The organism is Pontibaca salina, from assembly GCF_016307205.1.
In the GTDB taxonomy this organism is placed as follows: domain Bacteria; phylum Pseudomonadota; class Alphaproteobacteria; order Rhodobacterales; family Rhodobacteraceae; genus Pontibaca; species Pontibaca salina.
On the sequence record NZ_JAEIJD010000005.1, the window covers coordinates 90,811 to 115,278 of the forward strand.

Below are 24,468 nucleotides of genomic sequence, written 5' to 3' on the forward strand. Positions count from 1 at the left end.
GTGCAGCCTGTCAGCTTGCGGTCACGTCATGACCATAAAGCCAGTCGAACTGATGCACCATCCGCCCCGGCATCAACCTCCCGCCCAAGCGCAGCGCCAGATGCGCAGGTCCGCGCAACGGCGCGCGCAGATGATATTTCCAGGCATTGCCATTCGCCGCCGCAACGACCCGTTCCGCGCGCTCGCGGCGGCGGGCCTGATAGGCGGATAGCGCCCGCATGATATCACTCGTCTGGCGCAAGCAATCGGCCAGCACCCAAGCATCTTCCAGCGCCATATTTGCGCCCTGCGCCATGAATGGCAGCGTGGGATGGGCAGCATCGCCCAGCAAGGCAACGCCACCCTGATGCCAGCGCGGCGCGACCGGATGGCGGAACAGACCCCAGATGCCAACCTCTTGAACCTGCTCCAGTAAATCTGCAGCAACACCGCCAAATCCGGAAAAGGCATCGCGCAGATTGCAGGGGGTGTCGTGATGATGCCACCCTTCGCGGGTCCATTCCCGCCGCGCCTGCACCGCAACCAGATTGACCAAGTCACCACCGCGCAGCGGATAAGCAACCAGATGCTGGCCTGGCCCCATAAACACGTTTGCCTCGGCAGCAAGGTTCGTCAGGTTGGGTACCACCGCCCGCCAGGCGACCTGTCCAGTAAAAAACGGCCGATCTGGTCCGTTCAGCGTCGCGCGCGCTACCGAATGCAACCCATCCGCGCCGACCACCAATTCGGCCTCGATCCGCGTGCCCTCGTCAAGGACAACCACCGGACGCGGTCCCGCAATCACCTGTACCACTCTTTGCGACAGCCGGATATGCACTCCGGCAGCACGCGCTGCCTGGGCCAGCTGGTCGATCAAGTCGGCGCGGTGAACGAAGAAATAGTGCTGCTCCGGGGCCAACTGCGTCAGATCCAGACGCAGCACCTCACGTCCTTGGCAATGTTCCCGCAAGACTACCGCGCGTCCGCGCACCGCATCACAAGCCAGTCGCGGCTCCAGTCCGAGCGCGCGCAATACCACCACTCCGTTGGGACTGATCTGCAACCCCGCGCCCAGCTCGGTGATCGAATCGGCCTGCTCCAGCACCGTGACCGAGGCACCATGGGCGCGCAAGGCAAGCGCTGACACAAGTCCGCCGATCCCCGCTCCGATCACGACGATATTGAAACCCTTAAGAGCCATCGCAACCGCGCTCCTCAAACAGAAACGCCGGGGCTACAGCCCCGGCGCAATCTGCACGCCATCTACTTGCGGCAGGATATCGTGTCATTCATCGCGATGCACTTTTTCCTGTCGTTCGTGACGTTCCTGCGCTTCCAGCGTCATGGTGGCGATCGGGCGGGCGTCCAGCCGCTTGAGCGAAATCCGGTCGCCGGTCATCTGACAATAGCCGAATTCACCCTCATCAATACGGCGTAAAGCGGCTTCGATCTTTGCAACCAACTTGCGCTGGCGATCCCGGGTGCGCAACTCCAGCGAGCGATCCGTCTCTTCCGAAGCCCGGTCGGCGTCGTCCGGGATATTGCGTGTACCGTCTTGAAGCCCCTCGATAGTATCGCGACTTCCGGCCAACAACTCCTGCTTCCATGTCAACAGCTTACGCCGAAAATACTCGGTTTGCCGTTCATTCATGAATGGTTCATCCTCGGCCGGGCGATATTCGTCCGGCAGGAAAACGTCCTGCTTCATTCGGGTTCCTTCGATTTGGCCAAGATTGTCTGACACAACAACAACTTTCCTAGACATACTGCTTCGCTCTGCTGCAGCATTTATCGAACCGATCCCGGATTGTCACTACACAATCCGGTCCCCACTGGGCTAGAAGCCGAGGCGAAGGCATGCGCTGCACCTGGTAATGGCAAGGGTTAGAAATCATGAAATTTCAAGGCTCCGAGGAATATGTCGCCACCGACGATCTGACGATAGCGGTCAATGCCGCCGTCGCGTTGGAGCGGCCGCTTCTGGTCAAGGGCGAGCCTGGCACCGGCAAGACCGAACTCGCCCACCAGGTAGCAACGGCCCTGAGTCTGCCGATGATTGAATGGAACATCAAATCGACCACTCGGGCACAACAGGGGTTGTACGAATACGATGCAGTTAGCCGGTTGCGCGACAGCCAACTGGGTGACGAACGTGTGCATGACGTGCGCAACTACATCCGCAAGGGCAAGCTCTGGGAGGCGTTCGAGGCTGAGGGCAAGGTTGTTCTGCTGATCGACGAGATCGACAAGGCCGACATCGAGTTCCCCAACGACCTTTTGCAGGAACTCGACAAGATGGAGTTCTTCGTCTACGAAACCGGCGAGACAGTCCGCGCAAAACAGCGCCCCATCGTCATCATCACTTCGAACAACGAGAAGGAACTGCCCGACGCGTTTCTGCGGCGCTGTTTCTTTCATTACATCCGCTTTCCCGATGAAACGACCTTGCGCAAGATCGTCGAGGTGCATCACCCCGGCATCAAGGACGCGCTGCTGACCACGGCGCTGACGCAATTTTATGAACTGCGCGACCAGCCGGGGCTGAAAAAGAAACCCTCAACCTCCGAAGTGCTGGACTGGCTGAAACTGCTTCTGGCAGAGGATCTGACAGCCGAAGACCTGAAACGTGACGGTGCCAATGCATTACCACCCCTGCACGGCGCGTTGCTGAAGAACGAGCAAGACGTACACCTGTTCGAGCGGCTGGCCTTTATGGCGCGGGGGCAGCGCTGACTTTGGCAGGTGCGGTGACTGGACAGACGAGAATGGTCGCGCTAGGGCTTTGATATGACTAACGGGCGCGATTGGGTGGGCAAGATCGCCGCGCCGTGCTTTGGCTCGTCACCGAAACATCAGGGTGCAAGGACAGGATATGATCGTTTTCGGGGCAGCATTGGTCGGGGCCATCGTCGGCGGCATGACCGCACGCAATCGCGGTGGCAACAAGCTGGACATCGCGCAATATGCAGCCTCGTTCGGGATCGCCTTTGCGCTCCTTGGCCTGATCGCCACTGTCGTGATTCACCGACTGGCGATCTAGCGCCATGTTCCTGCCGTTCTTCGGAAACCTGCGCAAATCCGGCGTGCCGGTTTCCCTGCGCGAATATCTGAGTTTTCTTGAGGCGATGAAGGCCGGTCTGGCGACCTATGATGTCGAAGCGTTCTATTATCTGGCCCGGACAGCAATGGTGAAGGACGAGCGCAACATCGACAAATTCGACCGCGCTTTTGCCACCAGCTTCGAGGGGCTGGAAGAGATCGGCTTGCAGCAAGTGATGGACGCCGTGGACGTGCCTGGCGACTGGCTCGAAAAGATGGCCGAAAAACATCTAAGCGAAGCGGAAAAGGCCGAGATCGAGGCGCTCGGTGGCTTTGATAAGCTGATGGAAACCCTGCGCGAGCGCCTGAGGGAACAACAGGGCCGCCATCAGGGTGGCAACAAGTGGATCGGCACCGCCGGCACCTCGCCCTTTGGCGCCTATGGCTACAACCCTGAAGGCGTGCGGATTGGTCAGAAAGAAAGCCGCCACCAACGCGCGGTCAAGGTCTGGGACAAGCGTGAGTTCCGCAATCTGGACGACACTGTCGAACTGGGAACGCGCAATATCAAGGTGGCGTTGAAACGCTTGCGCCACTGGGCCCGCGAGGGTGCAGCAGACGAACTGGACCTTGACGGTACGATCCGTGCGACCGCTGAACACGGCTATCTCGACATTAAAACTCGCCCCGAACGCCACAATGCCGTCAAGGTGGTGCTATTTCTGGATGTGGGCGGCAGCATGGACCCACATATCAAGATCGTCGAGGAACTGTTTTCGGCGGCGCGCAGCGAATTCAAACATCTGGAACATTATTATTTCCACAACTGCCTTTACGAAGGGGTCTGGCGCGACAACCGCCGCCGCTGGGACGCCCAGACCCCGACGCATGAGGTGTTGCGCACATATGGATCCGATTACAAATGTATCTTTGTGGGCGATGCCAGCATGTCGCCCTATGAGATCGCCTATCCGGGCGGGGCCAACGAACACTGGAACGCAGAGGCCGGCCATGTTTGGCTGCAAAGGGCGCGCGATCAGTGGCCGGCGAATCTGTGGATCAATCCCGTGCCTGAAAAATACTGGAGCTATACCCACTCCATCCAGATGGTCCGGGAAATCTTTGAGGGTCAGATGGTGCCGATGACGCTTGAAGGCATCAGCCAGGGCATGGACGCGCTGAAACGTTAATTAGTTTCCGCACCGACCCGCGCCATCGGTATCATATTTTACCTTTAAGACCTAACGAAGGGCAGTGCAGTTTGCTTAAGTCGAAATCGAGTTTTTATGGGTGCTGCACCTGTCGGTGGGCTGCCGCTTGTGGCACGGTGCGCCAGTCGCCATATTCAAACCATGCTTAGATTCACCCCCATTCTTCTGGCAATCCTGTATGCGCTGGCAATGTATTGGTTTTCGATGTGGCGCACGCATCGCGAACTGGACGCCAAATCGAGCGAATTGGTCGATCCCAGACTGAAGCGACTGACAGACCGCTTAGCTGCCAGCCTCAACCTGTCGCGCATCCCGGTTTACATCTACGAGATCGACCCCGTGAACGGTCTGGCGGCTCCGGACGGGCGTATCTTCATCACGCGCGGGTTCTATCGCAAATTCCAGTCCGGCGAGGTCTCGGGCGAAGAACTCGCCAGCGTGATTGCCCATGAACTGGGGCACGTTGCACTGGGGCACGCGCGCCGACGCATGATCGACTTTTCGGGGCAAAACGCGTTGCGCACCGCGTTGATCATGGTGCTGGGGCGGTTTGTGCCATTTATCGGCGTGTGGATTGCCAACATGCTAGCCGCGCTGCTTGGCGCACGCCTATCGCGGTCCGATGAGTACGAAGCCGATGCTTATGCCGCCGCACTTCTGACCAAAGCCGGAATCGGAATTGAGCCGCAGAAATCATTATTTCGCAAGCTTGACGCGATCACCCAGTCACGTTCGGGCGTTGCTCCGGCCTGGCTGATGAGCCACCCCAAAACCGACCAGCGCATTGCGGCGCTGGAGCAGCTGCAAAAACGCTGGGCAGTGCAAAGCTAAAGGGACATTGTGGGATCATCGGCGGAACGAGGGGCGCTGCCCCTCGCGCTCCCCGGGGTATTGCAGCCCAGAAAGAAGCCATGCCCGGGGTCAGGATACCGCTTTGGCGAGGCGCGGCAGACGCGCCTTTTTCAAGAGGGGCCGCATTTGCCAGTCGCCATCTGACAGGCGGTTGGCCTTGTCCAACACGTCATCTGCCACGCGGGAGATGCTGGCCGGGTCAGCCTGCCACAAAGCGCGCATGAACTGATCCGGATCAAGCCGCTCCAAACCTTCCCCAGCGAGCTCGCGGCGGGGAAAATCGCGCGCGTTCAGTGTCAGGATTGCACGCGCCGAACCGGCAATGGCCACCGCCAGCACATGCCGGTCCGCAGCGTCAGGCAGCCACAGCCGTTCCTCGATCTCGGGGGCGGGGGGCAGTTCGGCATCGGGCCACGCGGCGCGCAGCAAGGCGATTTCCCCGCGCGCCTGTATTTCCCCCGTGGGGCCCAGTTTTTGGGCAGCGCGGGCCCATTCCTCAAGAATGCGGGTTGACCATAATGGTTGGAAATGACCCTGCGCTGCAGCGCCGAGCACGATTTCCCGCATCACTGTCGGGTATAGCACGCAGGCGTCTATAACGATCTTGCCAATCGAGTTCATTATGAGGTCAGCCCCGCGGCCGCGATCGCCAACCACCCCGGCGGCGCGGGACCGCGGTGCCGCTTAATCCGTCGCGCAGTACGATTGTCATCGGGTGCGTTGGCGCGCTGTCTTGGTGGCGCGACAGCAGGCAACGCAAGGCTTGATCGGGTTTTATTTCATCCGGCAAGGTCAGCACCCAATCCAAGAAAATGCTGCGGCATTCGCCGGAGGTAATGCCGTCAATGCGGTAGGCCTCGTAGATCAGGCCTTTGGGATCGATTTCGCTTTGTCCGGGTTTCATTTCACTCCCTCGCGCGGCAGCGCATCCGTGATTGCCCTGTCCGCCTCGTGATAGGCTTTCTCCAGCGCCTTACGCAAGCTTTCAAGCCTATCATAGCCGGTGGCGCGGCACAGAAAACGCGCGCCGCCTTCGCTCAGGGTCTGGGTCGCGCCGCCTGTACCGGCCAGCAGCCCCATCGCCATCTGCACCGACCAGAGCAGCACATGAGCGCCGCGCAGCGTCTTGGCGGCCTCTCTGGACAACCACCCCGTCGTGACGGCGCCACTCAATCCGCTGGCAACGTCGCGCGCGGGCGCACCCGCTAGCAGCGCGCCGGCCTGCGCCAGCAATTCGATATCCAACAGCCGCCCGGCCCCGTCCTTGGCATTCCAAAGGTTTGAGGCCGGCTTGGCTGCCGCCAGCCGCACCCGCATGGCGGCAACCTCGGGCAACACAGCACCGGCTTGGCGGGGCCGCGCGATAAGCGCCCGGCGGAAGGTCTCGATTTCGGCGCAAAGCGCCTCAGGTCCGGCCAGAACGCGGGCGCGGGTCAGCGCCAGATGCTCCCAAACCCAGGCCTCGGTCTGCTGATAGTCGCGAAAGCTGGACCAACTTGTGGCCACCGGCCCCTGATTGCCCGAGGGGCGCAGACGCATATCTACCTCGTACAATCGGCCTTGTGCCATCGGTGCGCTGAGTGCCGTGATCAGTGCCTGGGTGAGCCGTGCATAATAGGTACGCGCCGCCAGCGGGCGCGGCCCGTCCGAGGCCTCCGCATCGCCGGGGTCGTAAATCACGATCAGATCCAGATCCGAAACCGCGCCGAGCCGCCCCGCTCCCAGCGAGCCCATGCCCAGCACCGCCGCCCCGCGTCCCGGCGGCGCGCCATGTTTGCGCGCGAAACGCGTCGTGACCACGGGTGTCAGCGCCGCAACCACCGCCTCGGCCAGATCGGCATATTCACCGCCCGCCTCGTCGGCATCAATCAGGCCGCGCAGATGGTGCACGCCAATGCGGAAATGCCATTCGCGCTGCCAGCGGCGGACACTGTCCAACTGGCGCTCATAATCCGGCTCGGCTGCTAACCGCGCGGCCAGTTCGGCGCGCAACACGGCCAGCCCCGGCCAAGGAGCGAAGAAATCGCCGTCGATCACCGCATCAAACACAGCCGCATTGCGCGACAGGTGGCTGGCCAGCTTGGGGGACGTTCCGGCAATGTCGACCAACAGATCGACCAATTGCGGATTGGCCTCGAACAGCGCAAAGAGTTGCACGCCGGCAGGCAGCCCAGCGAGAAAACCATCGAGCGCCACCAGCGCCTCCCGCGGGTGAGCGGAGCGGGCAAGCCGCGACAGAAGTTCCGGGCGGAGGCGGCGAAAGCTTTGCGCCGCGCGCTGCGAGCGCAGTGCCGGATAGCCGGGCCAGCGCGACAGGATTTCAGCGTCCAGTTCGGGGAGTTCGGGTTGCTCAACAGGCGCGGAATCCGGGGCAAAAAAGCCCTCGGTCAACTCATGTACCGCGGTCAGGCGGTCGATCAGATCGGCACGTAGACGGTCCGGCTCCATGTCCATCAGACAGGCGATTCGGGCAAAGCCTTCAGCGGTTTTCGGGATGGTGTGGGTCTGGGCATCGTGCACCATCTGGATCCGATGCTCGACCTCGCGATGGGTGCGGTAATGCTCGGCAAGCGCCTCCGTTACCTCACCGGGGACCCAACCCTTTTCAGCGAGCCCGCGCAAGCCATCCAACGTGGCGCGGGCGCGCAAATCCGGATCGCGACCGCCGGCAATCAATTGCCGGGTCTGGGTAAAGAACTCGATCTCGCGGATGCCGCCACGGCCCAGCTTCAAATCATGGCCGGGCAGGCTCAGCGCGCCGCCGGTTCCCTTGTTCTCGCGGATCCGCAGACGCATGTCGTGGGCGTCTTGAATCGTTGCGAAATCCAGATGTCGCCGCCACACAAAAGGGCGCAACGTACGCAGGAATCTTTCGCCGGCGGCGAGGTCTCCGGCGCAGGGGCGTGCTTTGATATAGGCGGCGCGTTCCCATGTGCGGCCCAGGCTTTCATAATAGGTTTCCGCCGCCGCCATTGCCATGCAGACCGGCGTAACTCCCGGATCGGGACGCAGGCGCAGATCGGTGCGGAATACATAGCCCTCAGCGGTGCGGTCGCTGAGCGTTGCACACATATTGCGTGTCGCCCGCACAAGTGCCGTGCGCGCCTCGTCGAACTCGTCCTCGCCGTAACGGCCTTCATCGAAGAGACAGATCAGGTCGATATCGGAAGAATAGTTCAGTTCATGCGCGCCCATCTTGCCCATGGCCAGCACAGACAAACCGGCAGCGCTGGCAATGTCGCCCTCGCCCTTTCCCGGCAGCTTGCCACGCTTGATCAGCGTCGCAATCTCGGCTTTCAGTGCCAGATCGCAGGCCAGTGCCGCGAAATCGCTGAGCGCACCGGTCACACGGTCAAGCGGCCATGCCCCGGCCAGATCGGCCAGCGCAACCAGAAGCGCCACCTGCCGCTTGGCCCGCCGCAGCCCCGGCTTCAACCGGTCGGGTGGGAGCAGGGGCAGATTGCTCATCAGGTCGGCCAGCGCACGGTCTGGGTCGTCCGTTGCGCCACCAAGCCAGTCGGCTTCGCGCTTGATCAGGTGCTTGAGATAGGGACTCGAGCCCCCTGCCCCCGCCAGCAGATCGCCAAGCGGTCTGTCGGCGTCGGGCAGCGCGGCGCGCGCATCGGCCCCCAATTCGGCGTCATACGGGCGCGGGCAGCGGGTCATCTGGCGGCTGAGCGACATTATGAAACATTGGAACCCGCGCCGCGAAAGGTCAATGCGCTATCGACTTGTGCCGCGCGCCGGATCAGTCAAGACTGGCAGCATGAGCAAAAGCATGAAACGCGTCCGTCTCGCGCTTGAAGCAGCAGGACTGGACCCCGAAATCCGAGAAACTGCACTGGCCCGTACCGCTGAAGATGCGGCTGCAGCAATTGGATGCGGACTGGACCAGATCGTCAAATCAATCATCTTTCACGGACAGGTCAGTGACCGGGCGATTCTGTTCCTCACTGCCGGCGGAAACCGTGTTCGGGATGCCGACGCCGCAGCTTTGGCGGGCGAGCCGTTGGGCAAGGCGGATGCCGCTCTGGTCCGCGCGCAGACCGGTTTTGCCATCGGTGGTGTTGCTCCGGTGGGGCATCTGTCACCGATCCGTGCTTTTCTCGATCTGCGGCTGCGGGATTTTTCCACCGTTTGGGCGGCGGCCGGCACCCCGCATCACGTTTTTGCCATCGCACCCGATGATCTTATCCGTATCGCGCAGGCGCAGGTGGCGAATTTCGTGTCATAATGACCGGCGCACGGCACTATCCCACTGTTCTGGACAATTCGGATCGGTCATGGCACCCACACCCTAAATCGGCAAGGCGCGCAACGTGATATCAGAAGACACCTTTATTCCCAGACTTGAAAGCCAAACGGCTTATCGCGAGGCGTTGGGCTGTTTTGGAACCGGCGTGACCGTGGTGACGCATATGACCGATACCGGCCCACTCGCGATGACAGCGAATTCCTTTGCGTCGGTATCGCTTGATCCTGCGCTGGTGTTGTGGTGCGCGGCGCACCGGTCGGCGCGGCATGCGCTGTTTGCAAAAGCACGCAATTACGTGATCCACATTATGGATGAAAGCCAACTGCCGCTGGCCCGTCATTTCTCCCGCACAGGGCATGATTTCACCGACATCGAATGGTCCAAAAACCCCGAGGGACAGCCGGTGCTTGCCGATAGCCTTGCCCGGTTCGAATGTGAGTTGGAAGCGGTTTATCCGGGCGGGGATCACTCCATCATCTTGGGAAAAGTAGTTCGCTTTGCCGTGCGCCCGGGGTCCGGGTTAATTTTCAAACGCGGTCAATACGGCGGATTCTCTGACCTATTCTGAACTTGTTTCGGCAGTGAAGATGGGCCCTGATTGCTACCACTGCCGCACATACTTACCCGAGTCGGAAAAGTGGCCGTTTACCCCGTGGCTGGACACAAGCGGGTCGATTTGCTCTGAACGTCCCTGATCGACACGACAGCAGGACGATATGATACAAACATCGGCAGTGCGCCAGCCTTTTAACGTCATAATCGTGGCACAACGTGGCCGTCTGCAATTCGAGGCACTGTTATTCGCCGCCTCCTTGCGCGCACGCAGCCCCCATTTCGCTGGCCGCCTGTTCATCGCCATGCCCAGACCGGGCCCCCGGTGGGAACGCGACCCAAGCATTGTCGATGCCGAAATCCTGTCCGCCTTTGCGCGCCTAAAAGTCGAGATCCTGCCGTTTGACGCACAAGTTTTCGGTGACAGCTATCCGCACGGCAATAAGATCGAAGCCCTTGCTGCATTGCCCGAAGGCGAGCCGTTCGTGTTTTTCGACAGCGATACCTTAGTCACGGGCGATCTTATGTCAGTGCCGTTTGATTTCGACCGTCCCGGCGCCTCGCTACGTCGCGAAGGGACTTGGCCGCGCCCCACCCTCTATGGGCCGGGCTATCGCGAGATCTGGAAATCACTTTACGACAGATTCGGCTTGGATTTCGAATCGAGTCTCGATGAGACGCAATCCGACGGGTATTGGAAGCGCTATCTCTATTTCAACGCCGGCTGGTTCTTTTACCGCTGCCCGCGTCAATTCGGACAACGGTTCCTGCACTACTCCCGCTCAATCCGCGATGATCCGCCCGTTGAACTGACCTGCCAGAGCCTTGATCCTTGGCTGGATCAAATCGCGCTGCCGCTGGTGATCCACGGGTTTGGCGGCGGGCGCGACGTCCTGCCAGCTGGGCTGCTGGACGGGTCCGTCAGTTGCCATTACCGGCATTTTCCGCTGCTATACGCACGCGAAAGCGACGCGGTCGTAGAGTGTCTCGAAGCCGTGGCCGCGCCAAACTGGCTGAAGAAAGTGCTAAAGGCTCACGAGCCGATCAAACGAATGGTCTATCAGCGCCGCGGCGCGAAGGTCCGGGCACTGTTTGACCGGGAAAACCTGCCGCGCCGTGAACAGGCAATCCGCAATCGCATCAGGTCGAACGGGCTCTGGATTCGCTGAATGCAGGCAAGAACTGCACCACGCCGTGTTGTGTGCCTGTCTCTGATCGCCTAAGCAATTCCCAAGCGAAATTCACAACGGGAGACCCAAGATGAGTGACCGACCCAAGCAAGGCTTCGACACGCTGCAAATCCACGCCGGAGCCACGCCAGATCCAGCCACCGGCGCGCGACAAACACCAATTTACCAGACCACATCTTATGTGTTCCGCGACGCTGATCACGCAGCCAAGCTGTTCAATCTGGAAGAAGTTGGATTTATCTACTCCCGCCTGACCAACCCCACTGTCTCGGTTTTGCAGGAGCGCATGGCCGCACTTGAAGGCGGAGTCGGTGCGGTGTGCTGTTCCACCGGTCATGCTGCGCAGATCATGGCGCTATTTCCGCTGATGGGTCCGGGCAAAAACGTGATCGCTTCGACACGGCTTTATGGCGGTACCGTGACGCAGTTTTCCCAGACCATCAAACGTTTCGGATGGGAAGCGCGTTTCGTCGATTTCGATGATACCGATGCGCTGAAAGCTGCGATAGACGAGAACACGCGTGCGGTGTTCTGCGAGTCAATCGCCAATCCCGGCGGCTACATCACGGACATCGACGCGATTTCTGCAATCACTGACGACGCTGGCCTGCCACTGATCGTGGACAATACAAGCGCCACGCCCTACCTGTGCCGCCCGATCGAGCACGGTGCGACCTTGGTGATTCATTCGATGACCAAATACCTAACCGGCAACGGCACTGTCATGGGCGGAGTGATCGTGGATTCGGGCAAGTTCGACTGGTCGGCATCCGACAAGTTCCCCTCTCTCAGCCAGCCCGAACCAGCCTATCACGGTTTGAAGTTCCATGAGACGTTTGGCCCGATGGCCTTCACCTTCCACGGCATCGCCATCGGCTTGCGCGATCTTGGCATGACGCTGAACCCGCAGGCCGCGCATTACACGCTGATGGGGATCGAAACCCTGTCGCTGCGCATGAAGCGTCACGTTGAGAACGCCGAGAAGGTCGCAACTTGGCTGGAAAACGACGAAAGGGTCGACTACGTCACCTATGCTGGGCTGGAATCCTCGCCCTATTACGACCGTGTCGCCAAGATCTGCCCCAAAGGGGCCGGGGGGCTGTTCACCTTTGCCGTCAAGGGCGGCTATGATGCCTGTGTCAAACTGGTCGACGCGCTGGAGATTTTCAGCCATGTCGCCAATCTGGGCGACACGCGCAGTCTGGTCATCCACACCGCCTCGACCACGCACCGCCAGTTGACGCAAGAGCAACTGGAAGCTGCGGGATCCGGGCCGAATGTGGTGCGCCTTTCCATCGGCATTGAAGATCCCGACGACCTGATCGCCGATCTGGATCAGGCACTGACCAAGGCCTGCGGCTGATCACCTGAGGGGCGGGGCCATACGGCCCCTGCCCCGTTCTTACTCGCCGATGGCGAAAATCATCGATACCGACGCATCAATCGTCACCTCGCCCGAAGCGACCGGCACGCCACTGTCGCGCATGGCGGACATCTCCATCATCCGAGGCATCGGCTGCCCGCGGTCCTGATCGGTGATGCTGATCACCTGCCCCAGCTTCACGCCCGCTGCCTGTGCCAGCAATTCGGCCTTGGCGCGGCCGTCGGCCACCGCCTGCTTACGCGCCTTATCAGCAAGCGCATCGGGCTCTTGCAGACCAAAGCTCAGGCCATTGAATGTATTCGCGCCATCGGCAACAACCGCATCTAGTATGCCGCCCAGCTTATCCATATTGCGCACCCGCACGATCACGATATTGCTTGCGACATATCCGGTGATTTCCGAGCGTCGCGGCTTGGTTTCCGGCTGATTCGACCAAACCGGATTCAAGGTCAGGCTTCGGGTCTGAACGTCGCGCTGCTCCAGCCCCATTCCGGTCAGCCGCGCCAGAATTTGCGCGACCGCATCCGACGTCTGCGACATGGCATCCGCAGCCTCGTCCGCCTCGTGGGTGACGCCCAAAGACAAGGTCACCATGTCTGGTGTCGCCTCGACCTGCCCCTCCCCTGTGACGGAAATATGCCGCTTCATGTCATCAGCCATCGCTGCTCCCGACATTACCACGGCCATTGCCGCCGCGATCAATAGTTTGATGTTCACAAGTTATCTCCTCTAAGGCTGTGTCACGATGTATATCCTTGCCCTGTCATGCAAGATGTTTGGGTCTTTTCCTTTTCCCGGGCAAGGCGGTGCTTTAGGCTCGGTGATACGGGCATCCATTGCCCGCAGGAATAGGGAATGGAAGCAAGATGAAACCCGGCTTTGCATTGGCGCTGTCTCCTAAGGAAATAACCCTTCTGCATAATGTGGCAGACGAATGGCACGAGCTGGGCCGGGTCACGCCAGATGCGCCAGACCTTGCCGCGGCAATGGCGGATCTGCGCGAGCAGGCATTAGCCAAAGAGCCTGAAGGACCACATTGCAGGATCATCATTTCCGATGAACAGATCCGCTATCTATCAGTCGAAACTGGAACTGTTGATCAGCAAACTCGCGAGCAATTGGTGCGCGCCGCGCTGGAGGGCGCGACGCCCTATGCGGTATCTGATCTACGGTACGCGATTTCCGCTCAGGGCACAGTCACGCATATCGCCGCTGTCGCGCTTGAAACCCTAGACGAGGCCCGGCAATTCACACTGAGGCATGGATTTATCCCGATAAGCTATGCGGCATCACCCATAGACAAGGCGTTTAGCGGCGAGGCAGCCTTTGACTATCCTGCGCCTGCCACCGATCAGATTAAGCCGAGCGACACAGCGCCCGATGACCGTATGGAAAACATATCGGATGCGCTCGCTCCGACGATGCAACCGGCTCCCGAAACGTCCGTTGAACCGGCCAGCGTTTCGCTGACTGCCCGCCGTGATAATTCTCGCCCCCGCCCTCCTGAAATAGCGCTAAAAACATCTGCGACAGCGCCTAGTGCGACGCCGGATGCACAAGCCAAATCACTGGATCAACGCGCTCCTCACAGTGCAGTGGCATCAACCACCGCCGACAAGCCCCACGTCGAACCCGAGCCCACGATTATTATCGGCGCACAAAAACCGTCTGAAATCGGTGAGAGGCGACAGCCTCCACTGAGGCCCGTTGCCATTGGCCTGTTTCTGTTATCGGCTGCCATCGCAGCCTGGGCCATGCTTCCCGCCAAGAACGGCACCCAGACGCCCAGTGCAGCGCTGCAAGAGGTTCCGGCTGAAGCGGCTCGAACCACCGCCCCGGTCACACCCGGCGATCCAATCGAAAGTATGACTACAACGCTGGAAGTTCCGCGCAAGACGCCGATGCAAAACGACCTGCAGCTTGCAGCGCCATATACCCCCCCTCATGGACCAAAGACCCCGTCCGTGATCGGGCTGGGTGATCTCTACATCGCCTCAACCGACCGTTCCGATATAACGCGTACGGCGGCGGAACTGCCCCAGCCCAACGACCCTCAGACCGATTCATTGCCCGGCGCAGCCTCCACGCCTGCCGCAGGGGAATCGGTCACGCCAAATCCGGATAGGTTGGTCACCCCCAGCCCCGAAGGAACCCTGACTCCTGACGGGGTCCTCGTCTTTCTGGGGCGCCCCCCGGCGATACCGCCTGCCGTGCCAACCCGTTTCGCAGCGGCCCCGAAAACCGATACCACCGAAATGCAGCTGGCAGCGATGCGGCCACGCCTGCGACCCGATACCCTTGTTCCCTCAAGCGAGCCCTCCACGCCGGATCACCATACCGGCGCTGAACCGGTCAGCATAAGCCCACCGCTGCGCCCGGACTCACTAGCGGCACAGGTTGATCGTCTGATCGAAGAGCAATTGCACGATATCGACCCCAGCGCCGCAGAGCCAACGGTACCGGATGCCGAAACCGCCACAGCCTCCGCCATCCCCCGCTCTCTCAAACCCAATGCACGCCCGACCAGCATTGCGGCTTCTATCGCGAAATCCAGAGACACATCAAAGCCCAAGCAACCCGCTGCGATCGCCGCACCAGCAACGGTGGTGCCCAAGATCCCATCATCTGCATCGGTCGCGCGACAGGCAACCCAAAGCAAGGCGATCAATCTGCGGAGGGTCAATTTGATCGGTGTCTATGGCCCGCCCGCCAATCGGCGCGCTTTGATACGTCTTTCCAGTGGCCGCTATAAAAAAGTGAAGATCGGCGACACGGTCGACGGCGGGCGCGTTGTCGCAATCGGCCAAAATAACGTGCATTATCAGAAAGGCGGGCGTGGTATTACCCTGTCGATGCCAAGCAGTTAACAACTTACCATTTCAACAGGATAAACGTCGCCTTCGAAATGGATAGATGTCGCAGCTGGGCTGGTCTGGCCTGCCTGCTTTCTATTTTCCAGAATTGCCGTGGAGCCCTCGCGTAGATGGCGATGGCGGCGGCCCGTCACTTCCGCGCATCTCCTGAGGTGGCGTAGATAAGTTCTGAGGGCTCTATCGGCGGCGAGATCTCTCGCCGCAGCCCACATTCAGCGCTTTCCGAGTGTATTTTGCGTAAACTCCTGCGAATTTTCCCTTTATATGCGCGACTCCCGCGCTATAGTAACGAAAAACAAGGATAGACCGCAGATGCTGGACAACGCTGATATTCGCATCCTCGCCGCGCTGCAAAACGACGCTCACCTGACAGCACATCAGCTGGGAGAAATCTTGCATCTATCCCCCAGCCAAGCGGGTCGGCGCCGACAGCGTCTGGAAAACGAGGGCTATATCCAAGGCTATGCTGCACAACTGGATCCGGCCAAACTGGGGCTGCAGGTACAGGGGTTTGTGCAGGTGCAACTGGGACTGCATGACCCGGAACACTCGGCAAGCTTTGCTCGCCTTGTCAGCACTCGCCCCGAGATCACCAATGCTTGGACGATGACCGGCGAGGCAGATTACCTGCTTCATGTCTATTGCGCCGATTTATCCGCTCTGAATGGTCTGGTGCACGACGTCCTGTTGCCACATCCGGCAGTTGCGCGCGTCCAAAGCCAGATCGTCATGGACCAACTGAAACGCGATGCTCCCTTGCCCACCTGACCGCCAAAGGACGGCCCTATGGAAAGTTTTCTTTATCAGGCCTCGATTTATCTGGCAGCCGCAGTGATCGCAGTGCCCTTTGCTGCGCGGTTGGGGCTTGGTTCGGTCTTGGGTTACCTAGCAGCCGGTATCATCATCGGCCCGGTTCTGGGCTTGGTGGGATCAGAAACCGAAGATTTGCAGCACTTTGCCGAATTCGGTGTTGTGATGATGCTATTTATGATCGGCCTAGAGCTTGAACCACGTGCGCTTTGGAACATGCGGCATCGCATGATCGGCATGGGCGGCGCGCAGATACTGTTATCGACCCTGTTGCTGATGGCGGCGGCGATGGCGCTCCGTCAGCCCTGGGAAGTGGCACTGGCAATCGGCATGACGCTGTCGCTGTCTTCAACCGCCATTGTTCTCCAGACCCTGTCGGAAAAAGGGTTGATGCAAACCCGTGGCGGGCGCTCGGTGTTTTCGGTGCTTTTGACGCAGGATATTGCGGTGATTCCGATACTCGCACTCCTGCCGCTTTTGGCAATCAGCGTGCCCATGGCTTGGACGCGGGGTGCGCCCTTCCCCCACGGGGACACTGCGATGCTCCCTTCCGAAACGATGTCGTTAGTCGATGGTCTGCCAGGCTGGGGCGTGACTCTGGTCACTGTGGCCGCCATTGCCGCCGTGATTCTTTCGGGTATCTATCTGACGCGCCCGCTGTTTCGCTATATCCACGCGGCACGCTTGCGCGAGATGTATACCGCGCTGGCGCTGCTGATCGTGGTGGCAATTTCATTCCTGATGACACTGGTCGGCCTCTCGCCTGCACTTGGCTCATTTCTGGCTGGTGTGGTGCTGGCAAACACTGAATTTCGTCACGAACTGGAAAGCGATCTGAACCCATTCAAAGGATTGTTGCTGGGTTTGTTTTTTATCACGGTCGGCGCGGGCATAAATTTCACCGCGTTTTTTAGCGAGCCCGACGACCTGATAGGACTGGCGCTGCTGGTTATTCTCGCCAAGGGGAGCGTGCTTTATCTGCTGGGCTGTATCTTTGGGCTGAAAGGCCGTGATCGCTGGCTGTTTACACTTTCTCTTGCGCAAGCGGGTGAATTTGGCTTTGTTCTGCTGGCTTTTGCTGTTCAGCAAAGCGTCATTCCGGTAAGTGTGTCGGAAAAGCTGTTGGTGATCATCGCACTAACTATGCTGATCACGCCGCTTTTATTCATCCTTTATGATTTCCTGTCCTCCCGCATACGCGACCCGAAAAGAGACTACCCAGCTGACACGATCGATGACGAAGGCCCTGTAATCATCGCAGGAATCGGGAGATTTGGTCAGATCGTAAATCGACTGGTGCGCGCCAGCGGCTTCAAGACCGTGGTGCTGGACAGCGACATGGACAAGATTCAGTTGATGCGCAGATTCGGCTTCAAAAGCTTTCTCGGCGATCCCACGCGGCCCGAACTTCTTAATGCTGCAGGGCTGGCTAAGGCCCGTGTGCTGGTTGCGGCCATGGGTGATAAGAAAGCTAATACTCGCCTTGTCGTGTATGCCCGCCGCGAACGACCCGATCTGCACATCATTGCCCGCGCCCAAGATCGCAGTCATGCGTATCTGCTTTACCGGGCCGGAGCCAATGACATCGTCAGGGAGATGTTCGACAGTTCTCTGCGCGCCGGGCGCTACGTTCTGGAAAATGTCGGACTGAGCGAGTTCGAGGCTGCTGACGCAGCAAAGACGTTCTACACCCATGATCGATATTCGGTGCAACAACTGGCCGAGGTCTGGAACCCTGATATTCCGGACGGTCAGAACGCCGCCTATATCAACCGCACCCGTGAATTACAGAAAGAGCTGGAAAATGCCCTGCTCAATCAGGTGCTGGAGAAAGATCAACACTCGGCTTGATCTCACGCGCTGCTGATACCGGCCTCGGCAAATGTTGCCATGCCTGAATGACAGGCGACAGCGCCGCGCAGAATCTGGATCGCAAGTGCCGCACCTGTGCCTTCACCCAGACGCAGATCCAACGACAACAGCGGCTCCTTATCCAACACGCGCAACAGGGCCTTGTGCCCGATCTCAGCACTTTGATGGCCCGCCAATGCATGATCCAGCGCGCCGGGAGAGGTGTGTTGCAGGCAAGCGGCGGCAGCACAACAGATGAACCCATCGAGCAGAACCGGAATATGCAGCATTCGCGCCGCCGCAATCGCGCCAGCCATAGCAGCGATCTCGCGCCCTCCCAGACGGGTCAGAATATCGAGCCCGTCGCGCGCGTCCTCCGCATGGAGTGCCACGCCCTCGGCCACGACCCGGGTCTTGTTGACCAGCCCGGCATCATCCACGCCAGTGCCGCGTCCGGTCCAGCTGGCGGCGTCGCCCCCGAACAGCGCGTTGCAGATTGCCGCTGCCGAGGTGGTGTTGCCAATACCCATCTCTCCAACCACCAGCAGATCCGTCTTGGCATCGACTGCTTCCCAGCCAGCTTTCAATGCGGCCAGACACTCCTGTTCATCCATCGCAGGGCTTTGCGTGAAGTCACCTGTCGGACGGTCCAGTTCCAGAGCGTGGACGTCCATATGTGCGCCTGCCAGGCTGGCAAGCTGATTGATCGCCGCCCCACCCGCGTTAAAATTCGCGACCATTTGCGCCGTGACCTCGGCCGGAAACGCCGACACCCCCTGCGCGCAAACACCATGATTACCCGCGAACACCAGGGCTTGCGGGCTCCGGATTTCCGGGCGCGCGGTGCCGCGCCAACCGGCATACCAGATCGCCAATTCTTCAAGCCGCCCCAGCGCGCCGGGGGGTTTGGTCAACTGCCGGTCACGCGCGACGGCTGCCTCACGCGCATTCATGTCGGCGCAGGTGGCACTATTCAGGATTGTGCGGAATCCGTCGAGATCGGAAAAATCGGGCAGCATGAAGGTCTCTTTGCAATGGCGGTGCAGCGGTGTTTAACGGCTGTATCGGCTCCGGCAACTGCTTGAAAGGCCAATGATGCGTGAAACCCTCAATACCAGCCTCGCCCGCCCTGTCGATCTGGCCATTGCTGCCGTGTTGTTAACACGCCTGCCGCTGCCTGTGCTGCAGGATGCGACATTTGAGCGACAAACACAGGCGGTTTGGGCTTTTCCAGTGGTCGGTGCGGCTGTTGCCCTGCTTGCTGGCAGTATTGGCTGGATTGCTCTGGCCCTTGGATTGCCGGGTGTGATCACGGCACTGCTGGTCCTAGGGGCGCAAATCATCATCACCGGAGCGATGCACGAGGACGGCTTGGCCGATAGCGCCGATGGCATCTGGGGGGGCTTTGACGCAAAGCGGCGGCTTGCAATCATGCGGGACAGCCATATCGGAACCTATGGCGTTCTGGCGTTGATCCTGTCGCTGGGTCTGCGCTGGGGCGCACTGACCGGTTTAATCGTTTCTGGGTATCTTTGGGGCCCATTATTGGTGGCAGCAACCCTGTCGCGCGCCGGATTGCCGGTTCTGATGGCCACTCTTCCCCATGCCCGTAGCGACGGGTTGTCGCATCGGGTCGGCAGGCCCGAGACGGCGACCGTCGCTGTGGCGGTGCTGCTCGGGCTGGGATTCGCGCTAATGGGAACAGGCTGGCTCGCTTTGCTTGTCGCGACCACCTTGGCGGCTGTTCTGACCGGACTGGGCGCGCTCGCCAAAGCGCGAATCGGCGGCCAGACCGGCGACATACTGGGCGCCGCACAGCAATTGGGCGAGATCGCGGTGCTGCTCACCCTGCTAGCTGTCATATGAGATGAAAAGATATGCCCCAAGCGAAAACCGCGCCCGGCAAGGGCGCGGTACTCAAATTCTGTGGCGGTTGCGAATCACGCGGCGCGCGACATCAGCACTTCATCGACCTGCTTGGCGGCTTGAGCTTCATCCCCCCCCGAAACTGCGGCCACTTCGCGGGTCAACCGCTCGAGCGCGGCCTCATATAGCTGGCGCTCGGAATAGCTTTGCTCGCGCTGATCATCGGTGCGATGCAGATCGCGTACCACCTCGGCAATCAAGATCAAGTCACCGGAGTTGATCTTTTGCTCGTACTCTTGCGCACGGCGCGACCACATTGCACGCTTGACCCGTGCCCGGCCCTTCAAGGTGGTCATCGCCTTATCGATCATGTCGGGGCTCGCCAAAGACCGCATCCCAATAACCGTGGCCTTATCGGTCGGAACACGCAGTGTCATCTTGTCCTTCTCAAACGACAAGACAAACATCTCAAGGGTCAGACCCGCAACTTCCTGCTCTTCAATCGAAACGATCTTTCCAACGCCATGCGCTGGATAAACGACGTAATCATTGGGACGAAATTCGCTTTTCTTGGTCTTTGACATTCAGGTTTCCTTCGCTTCAAGTCGGCTCACTCGCTGGGTCAGCAGACCAAAGCGGTATCTACGCCCTGATCAGCCGCGTATTCGATAACTCGCTGATCCCCGCGTTGATGAGCAACCAAGGATCCGCCATTTCGATTTTATTGAGATCAGTATATCACAAAAACCGACGCTTCGGAAGGTGTCGTCGGGTCAAGTGAGTGCGATTAGCTACTTCTGGCTAAAAAAGCCTAGGGATGATGCAAACCGCTGTCAAGGATTGAGCAGGTCAACCGCCCTCGCCTGGGGCCTCGGAAAAGTACTTTTCCAGTTTACCGTCCTCACCATCGCGCTCTTCGGCTTCGGGCAGCGGGTCTTTTTTCGTTATAATCACGGGCCAAAGCTCGGCATATTTGCGATTGAACTCGACCCACTTTTCCGTGTCTGGTTCGGTATCGGGACGGATTGCATCGGCAGGGCATTCTGGCTCGCATACGCCGCAGTCGATACATTCGTCAGGATGAATCACCAGCATATTCTCGCCCTCATAGAAACAATCCACGGGGCAGACCTCGACACAGTCGGTATATTTGCATGCGATGCAGGCATCATTGACGATATAAGTCATGGGTGAGCTTTCAGTTTAACGTCTAGTGCCTAGCTAGATCACACGCAGCGGATCTTCAAGCGCCTGACATGCGGAAAGACCGCGGATCACAGGCTTTCCGCCCGTTTGGCCCGGTTTCCCATTGGGCACGCTTTTCCGACCCCGATGTTCCGAAAAAGGGTCAGAAAGCCTCATCTTGGCCTTTGCGAAACTCGTCGATCAGGCGGCGATCGCGTTTTGTCGGGCGTTCGCCGACCCGACCGACACGGGATTCATCGGTTGCTGGCGGAGTGAGATCGCAAAACAACGTCCGCGCCTCGGTCGCTGGACCACGACGGGTGCCGATGGCGGAGACACGTACCACCCTTATCTGAGCACCTTGGGGAAATGTCAGGACATCATCGATGGCGACCAACTGTGCGGGTCGTGTTACCCGCACAGAGTTCAGTCGCACCTGACCATCGCTGACAATCCGCGCCGCCAAGCTGCGGGTCTTGAAGAATCGCGCCTGCCAAAGCCACTTGTCGATACGAAGCTTCTCGCCACCGCTGCCAGACACGCTATTTGCTGTCTTTCAGCCCCATCAGCGCCGCTGCAAAGGGGTTGTCGGGGTCGATTTTCTTTTCCTGGCGAGGGGGCCGGGCGGAAGCAGACTTGCCTCTTTGCGCGCCTTTATCTCCGCCTGCCTTCCTGGCTTGCGGCTTGCCACGTGGCCGGGGCGGCTTTTTGCCCTGCGGTTTGCCACTATGGCGAGGACGCGACCACGTGAAGGTATAAAACACTTCTTCTTCCGGCGTGGTGTCGGCAGGTGTCGCATCCGGAGCGGTTCCGACGGGGATTTCACCATCGTCAACTTCGGGGATATCATCATCCGCTTTCGCCTGTGTAGGAGGCTCCTCCACAATAGGGGCCGCCCCCTCAGCGGGAATGTCTGCAACCCCGGCCGGCCTATCAGCGGCCTCGGGCGACGCCGGGGGATCACTCGGCACGACCGGAGGCACATCGCGCCCAACATCCATAACTGGCTGATCCTTTTCCGGGTCCTCATCAACTGGCTGTGGTACTGGCGTCTTGACCTTGGCGCGCTCGCCGCGTTCGGCACGATAGCCCAGTCCCTGCATCAGATCGGCGAATTGCTCAAGTGTCATGCCGGTGATCGACAACATGTCGGCGCTCGCCTCGAATCCGGCACGGCTATCCTGTGCGCGCAGCATGTCCGCCAGCCGTTCCAGCATATCGATGCGAATCGCCCGCTCGCCCGCAGCGTAATAGCCGCACATCGCGTGATAGCCTTGCGGCGCTTCGCGCAAGGCCGGCACGGTCACCAGACCCGGTGGCGGAGCCTCGGGGAAATCATCCAGCCCCCGCGCCAAGGACCAGAGCACCAACCGCAACCGTGTTGGTGCGGGCTTGAGCAGCAGGGGCATAAAAATAGTGAACTGGCCAAAGCGCAGCCCATGTTTGCGCAGCGCCCCGCGTGCGTCCTGATCAAGATCCTTGACCTCGGCTGCCACTTCGACACGGGGCAGGATACCCAGTGCCTCGACCATGCGAAACGCGAAACCTTTGGTCAGACCGGTCAGTGTCTCATCGCGTTGCAAGGTCAGAAGGGGTTCCAACAGCGCGGCGATCTTGCGGTCGATGAAATGTTGCAGGCGGCGCTGGACTTTTTCGGCCACTTCGGGACCGGCCTCATCGTCCACAAAAGCCACAACCTGCGGCTTCAGTGGCTCAGACCCGGCGGTCAACTTGCCAACAGCCGCATCGCCCCACATCAACCCACCCTGTTCGGTAAAGTCGATCTCGGTATCCGGAGCATTGTAGAAGCGATCCGCGCGCAGATGAAACTGCGGCCCCAGCGCCTGCAGCGCTGCGGATTTGACCGCCTTGTCCGCGACCCCGGCTTCCCCCTTGTCAGGCAGAAAGCTGAACCCGCTCAACCGTCCAACATATTCACCTTCGACGGTCACGTCGCCCTTGTCATTCACTTCGGCCAAAAGGGCCTCCTTTTGCTTGAGCCGGCGCAGCAACACGGATGTACGCCGATCCACAAATCGTTGCGTCAAACGCTCGTGCAGCGCATCTGACACCCTATCTTCTACCGCGCGGGTTTCGCTACGCCAATGCTTTTCATCACGCGTCCAGCCCTTGCGTTGCGCCACATAGGTCCATGTGCGGATATATGCCAGACGCTTGCTTAACGTATCAATATCGCCATCGGTTCGATCAATCTGGCGAATTTGTCGCGCCAGCCAGTCATCGGGCACGGCACCACGCTCATGCAGGTGGTTGAATATCGCGCTCAATAGCCCGGCATGTTCGCCGCGACTGATTCCACGGAAATCCGGAATTCGGCAGACATCCCAGAGCAGGCGCACAGAGTTCGGGTCGCTGGCACGGGCCGTAACCTCGGCAAACTGGGACAGAGATTTCAGCGCCGCCAGATCGTCGGCCTCGCGCGCGCGGGCCAGATGTTCGCTCTCCGGTGCGGTCTCAAGCGAAGCGATTAGCGCCTCAATGTTACCGTATTGCAGCGCCGCACTGCGCCAGTTCACTTTTTTCAATGGCGCAAAGCGGTGATCCATGATCGCCTGCGCAACCGCATCATCCAGCGGGCTGGCTTCGCCGGTGACGCCAAAGGTGCCATCCGACATGCCCCGCCCTGCCCGTCCGGCGATCTGAGCCAGTTCATTGGGCGCGAGCGGGCGCATCCGCCGGCCATCGAATTTGGTCAGCGACGAGAACGCCACATGGTCGATATCAAGGTTCAGCCCCATGCCGATCGCATCGGTCGCAACCAGATAATCGACCTCGCCGTTCTGATAGAGCGCCACCTGCGCGTTGCGCGTGCGCGGTGACAATGCGCCCATCACGACCGCTGCACCGCCTTTTTGCCGGCGCAAAAGCTCGGCAATGGCATAAACGTTTTCGACCGAGAACCCGACGATGGCACTGCGCGCCGGCATGCGGGAAATCTTTTTCGACCCGACATACACCAGCTGCGACATGCGTTCGCGGTGCATGAATTGCGCCTCGGGCACAAGGGCAGCAATCGGGCCGCGCATGGTGTCCGACCCCAGAAACTGGGTTTCATGCAGCCCCCGCATCCGTAACAGACGGTCGGTAAAGACGTGGCCGCGCTCGGGATCGGCACAAAGCTGGATCTCGTCCACGGCGACGAAATCGGTCCCCATGCCCTCGGGCATCGCCTCGACCGTGCAGACCCAGTATTGGGTGCGCGGCGGCACGATGCGCTCTTCGCCAGTGACCAAGGCCACCACTGACGGCCCGCGAATCGCCACGATGCGGTCATAAACCTCACGCGCAAGCAACCGCAGCGGCAGGCCGATGATTCCGGTGCGATAGCCCAGCATCCGCTCGATGGCATAATGGGTCTTGCCAGTATTGGTCGGGCCAAGAATGGCCATGATACGTGATG

General features: G+C 60.0%; 23 protein-coding genes. 12 read left to right on the top strand and 11 right to left on the bottom strand.

What is annotated here, in order from left to right; translation table 11 throughout:
* Window positions 1–10: 10 nt before the first annotated feature.
* Window positions 11–1,180, bottom strand: a complete 1,170-nt coding sequence (locus JAO82_RS07975; RefSeq protein ID WP_198685843.1) for an FAD-dependent monooxygenase — start codon at window positions 1,178–1,180, stop codon at window positions 11–13.
* Between the two features lie 84 nt (window positions 1,181–1,264).
* Entirely contained in the window at window positions 1,265–1,687 is a 423-nt protein-coding gene (dksA, locus tag JAO82_RS07980; protein ID WP_198685844.1) for an RNA polymerase-binding protein DksA, read from the bottom strand.
* Window positions 1,688–1,872: 185 nt separating this feature from the next.
* On the opposite strand from dksA, the gene JAO82_RS07985 reads away from it, so the two are divergent.
* The 4 genes from JAO82_RS07985 (at window position 1,873) to JAO82_RS08000 (ending at window position 5,060) form a co-directional block, all read left to right on the top strand.
* Window positions 1,873–2,712: an AAA family ATPase gene (locus JAO82_RS07985; RefSeq protein WP_198685845.1), complete on the top strand. Its 840-nt coding sequence runs from the start codon at window positions 1,873–1,875 to the stop codon at window positions 2,710–2,712.
* A 139-nt stretch (window positions 2,713–2,851) separates the two neighbouring features.
* Window positions 2,852–3,019 carry an apolipoprotein acyltransferase gene (locus tag JAO82_RS07990; RefSeq protein WP_198685846.1) on the top strand — a complete coding sequence of 56 codons (168 nt, stop codon included), beginning with the start codon at window positions 2,852–2,854 and terminating at the stop codon, window positions 3,017–3,019.
* A gap of 4 nt (window positions 3,020–3,023) precedes the next feature.
* Window positions 3,024–4,208, top strand: coding sequence for a vWA domain-containing protein (locus tag JAO82_RS07995; protein WP_198685847.1), 1,185 nt, complete (start codon window positions 3,024–3,026; stop codon window positions 4,206–4,208).
* 162 nt (window positions 4,209–4,370) lie between these two features.
* On the top strand, window positions 4,371–5,060 hold the full coding sequence (locus JAO82_RS08000; RefSeq protein ID WP_198685848.1) for a M48 family metalloprotease: 690 nt from the start codon (window positions 4,371–4,373) through the stop codon (window positions 5,058–5,060).
* Window positions 5,061–5,150: 90 nt separating this feature from the next.
* On the opposite strand, the gene JAO82_RS08005 is transcribed toward JAO82_RS08000, so the two are convergent.
* From JAO82_RS08005 to JAO82_RS08015, 3 genes are read right to left on the bottom strand one after another with little or no spacing between them, the layout of a single operon-like run.
* Window positions 5,151–5,702: an RSP_2648 family PIN domain-containing protein gene (locus tag JAO82_RS08005; RefSeq protein ID WP_198685849.1), complete on the bottom strand. Its 552-nt coding sequence runs from the start codon at window positions 5,700–5,702 to the stop codon at window positions 5,151–5,153.
* Between the two features lie 7 nt (window positions 5,703–5,709).
* Window positions 5,710–5,985: a hypothetical protein gene (locus JAO82_RS08010; RefSeq protein ID WP_198685850.1), complete on the bottom strand. Its 276-nt coding sequence runs from the start codon at window positions 5,983–5,985 to the stop codon at window positions 5,710–5,712.
* Window positions 5,982–8,765, bottom strand: a complete 2,784-nt coding sequence (locus JAO82_RS08015; protein ID WP_198685851.1) for a [protein-PII] uridylyltransferase family protein — start codon at window positions 8,763–8,765, stop codon at window positions 5,982–5,984. The genes JAO82_RS08010 and JAO82_RS08015 overlap by 4 nt, the downstream gene beginning before the upstream one ends.
* An 82-nt stretch (window positions 8,766–8,847) precedes the next feature.
* On the opposite strand from JAO82_RS08015, the gene JAO82_RS08020 reads away from it, so the two are divergent.
* The 4 genes from JAO82_RS08020 (at window position 8,848) to JAO82_RS08035 (ending at window position 12,441) form a co-directional block, all read left to right on the top strand.
* Entirely contained in the window at window positions 8,848–9,315 is a 468-nt protein-coding gene (locus JAO82_RS08020; RefSeq protein ID WP_198685852.1) for a YbaK/EbsC family protein, read from the top strand.
* Window positions 9,316–9,400: 85 nt separating this feature from the next.
* Window positions 9,401–9,904: a flavin reductase family protein gene (locus JAO82_RS08025; RefSeq protein ID WP_332872504.1), complete on the top strand. Its 504-nt coding sequence runs from the start codon at window positions 9,401–9,403 to the stop codon at window positions 9,902–9,904.
* Between the two features lie 148 nt (window positions 9,905–10,052).
* Window positions 10,053–11,057 carry a hypothetical protein gene (locus JAO82_RS08030; RefSeq protein ID WP_198685853.1) on the top strand — a complete coding sequence of 335 codons (1,005 nt, stop codon included), beginning with the start codon at window positions 10,053–10,055 and terminating at the stop codon, window positions 11,055–11,057.
* Window positions 11,058–11,148: 91 nt separating this feature from the next.
* Window positions 11,149–12,441, top strand: coding sequence for an O-acetylhomoserine aminocarboxypropyltransferase/cysteine synthase family protein (locus JAO82_RS08035; protein ID WP_198685854.1), 1,293 nt, complete (start codon window positions 11,149–11,151; stop codon window positions 12,439–12,441).
* A gap of 39 nt (window positions 12,442–12,480) precedes the next feature.
* On the opposite strand, the gene JAO82_RS08040 is transcribed toward JAO82_RS08035, so the two are convergent.
* Window positions 12,481–13,179 carry an SIMPL domain-containing protein gene (locus JAO82_RS08040; protein WP_332872505.1) on the bottom strand — a complete coding sequence of 233 codons (699 nt, stop codon included), beginning with the start codon at window positions 13,177–13,179 and terminating at the stop codon, window positions 12,481–12,483.
* Window positions 13,180–13,328: 149 nt separating this feature from the next.
* Here JAO82_RS08040 and JAO82_RS08045 point away from each other — a divergent pair, with 149 nt between their 5' ends.
* From JAO82_RS08045 to JAO82_RS08055, 3 genes are all read left to right on the top strand, one after another.
* The gene (locus JAO82_RS08045; protein WP_198685855.1) at window positions 13,329–15,329 is read left to right on the top strand and encodes a hypothetical protein; all 2,001 of its coding nucleotides are present in this window, start codon (window positions 13,329–13,331) and stop codon (window positions 15,327–15,329) included.
* A 318-nt stretch (window positions 15,330–15,647) separates the two neighbouring features.
* Window positions 15,648–16,103, top strand: a complete 456-nt coding sequence (locus tag JAO82_RS08050; protein ID WP_198685856.1) for an Lrp/AsnC family transcriptional regulator — start codon at window positions 15,648–15,650, stop codon at window positions 16,101–16,103.
* Between the two features lie 18 nt (window positions 16,104–16,121).
* On the top strand, window positions 16,122–17,996 hold the full coding sequence (locus tag JAO82_RS08055; RefSeq protein ID WP_198685857.1) for a monovalent cation:proton antiporter-2 (CPA2) family protein: 1,875 nt from the start codon (window positions 16,122–16,124) through the stop codon (window positions 17,994–17,996).
* A gap of 2 nt (window positions 17,997–17,998) precedes the next feature.
* Here JAO82_RS08055 and cobT read toward each other — a convergent pair whose 3' ends face one another.
* On the bottom strand, window positions 17,999–19,015 hold the full coding sequence (cobT, locus tag JAO82_RS08060; RefSeq protein ID WP_198685858.1) for a nicotinate-nucleotide--dimethylbenzimidazole phosphoribosyltransferase: 1,017 nt from the start codon (window positions 19,013–19,015) through the stop codon (window positions 17,999–18,001).
* Between the two features lie 76 nt (window positions 19,016–19,091).
* On the opposite strand from cobT, the gene cobS reads away from it, so the two are divergent.
* On the top strand, window positions 19,092–19,862 hold the full coding sequence (gene cobS / locus JAO82_RS08065) for an adenosylcobinamide-GDP ribazoletransferase (protein WP_198685859.1): 771 nt from the start codon (window positions 19,092–19,094) through the stop codon (window positions 19,860–19,862).
* A 74-nt stretch (window positions 19,863–19,936) separates the two neighbouring features.
* Here the strand turns inward: cobS and JAO82_RS08070 are convergent, their stop codons facing one another.
* The 4 genes from JAO82_RS08070 to JAO82_RS08085 form a co-directional block, all read right to left on the bottom strand.
* Window positions 19,937–20,446, bottom strand: coding sequence for a CarD family transcriptional regulator (locus tag JAO82_RS08070; protein WP_198685860.1), 510 nt, complete (start codon window positions 20,444–20,446; stop codon window positions 19,937–19,939).
* 265 nt (window positions 20,447–20,711) lie between these two features.
* Window positions 20,712–21,050 (bottom strand): ferredoxin FdxA, encoded by a 339-nt coding sequence (gene fdxA / locus JAO82_RS08075; RefSeq protein ID WP_198685861.1) that lies wholly within the window; start codon window positions 21,048–21,050, stop codon window positions 20,712–20,714.
* A 160-nt stretch (window positions 21,051–21,210) separates the two neighbouring features.
* Window positions 21,211–21,588: an RNA-binding S4 domain-containing protein gene (locus JAO82_RS08080; protein WP_332872506.1), complete on the bottom strand. Its 378-nt coding sequence runs from the start codon at window positions 21,586–21,588 to the stop codon at window positions 21,211–21,213.
* Between the two features lies 1 nt (window position 21,589).
* Window positions 21,590–24,457, bottom strand: a complete 2,868-nt coding sequence (locus tag JAO82_RS08085) for a helicase-related protein (RefSeq protein WP_198685958.1) — start codon at window positions 24,455–24,457, stop codon at window positions 21,590–21,592.
* Between the last annotated feature and the right edge of the window lie 11 nt (window positions 24,458–24,468).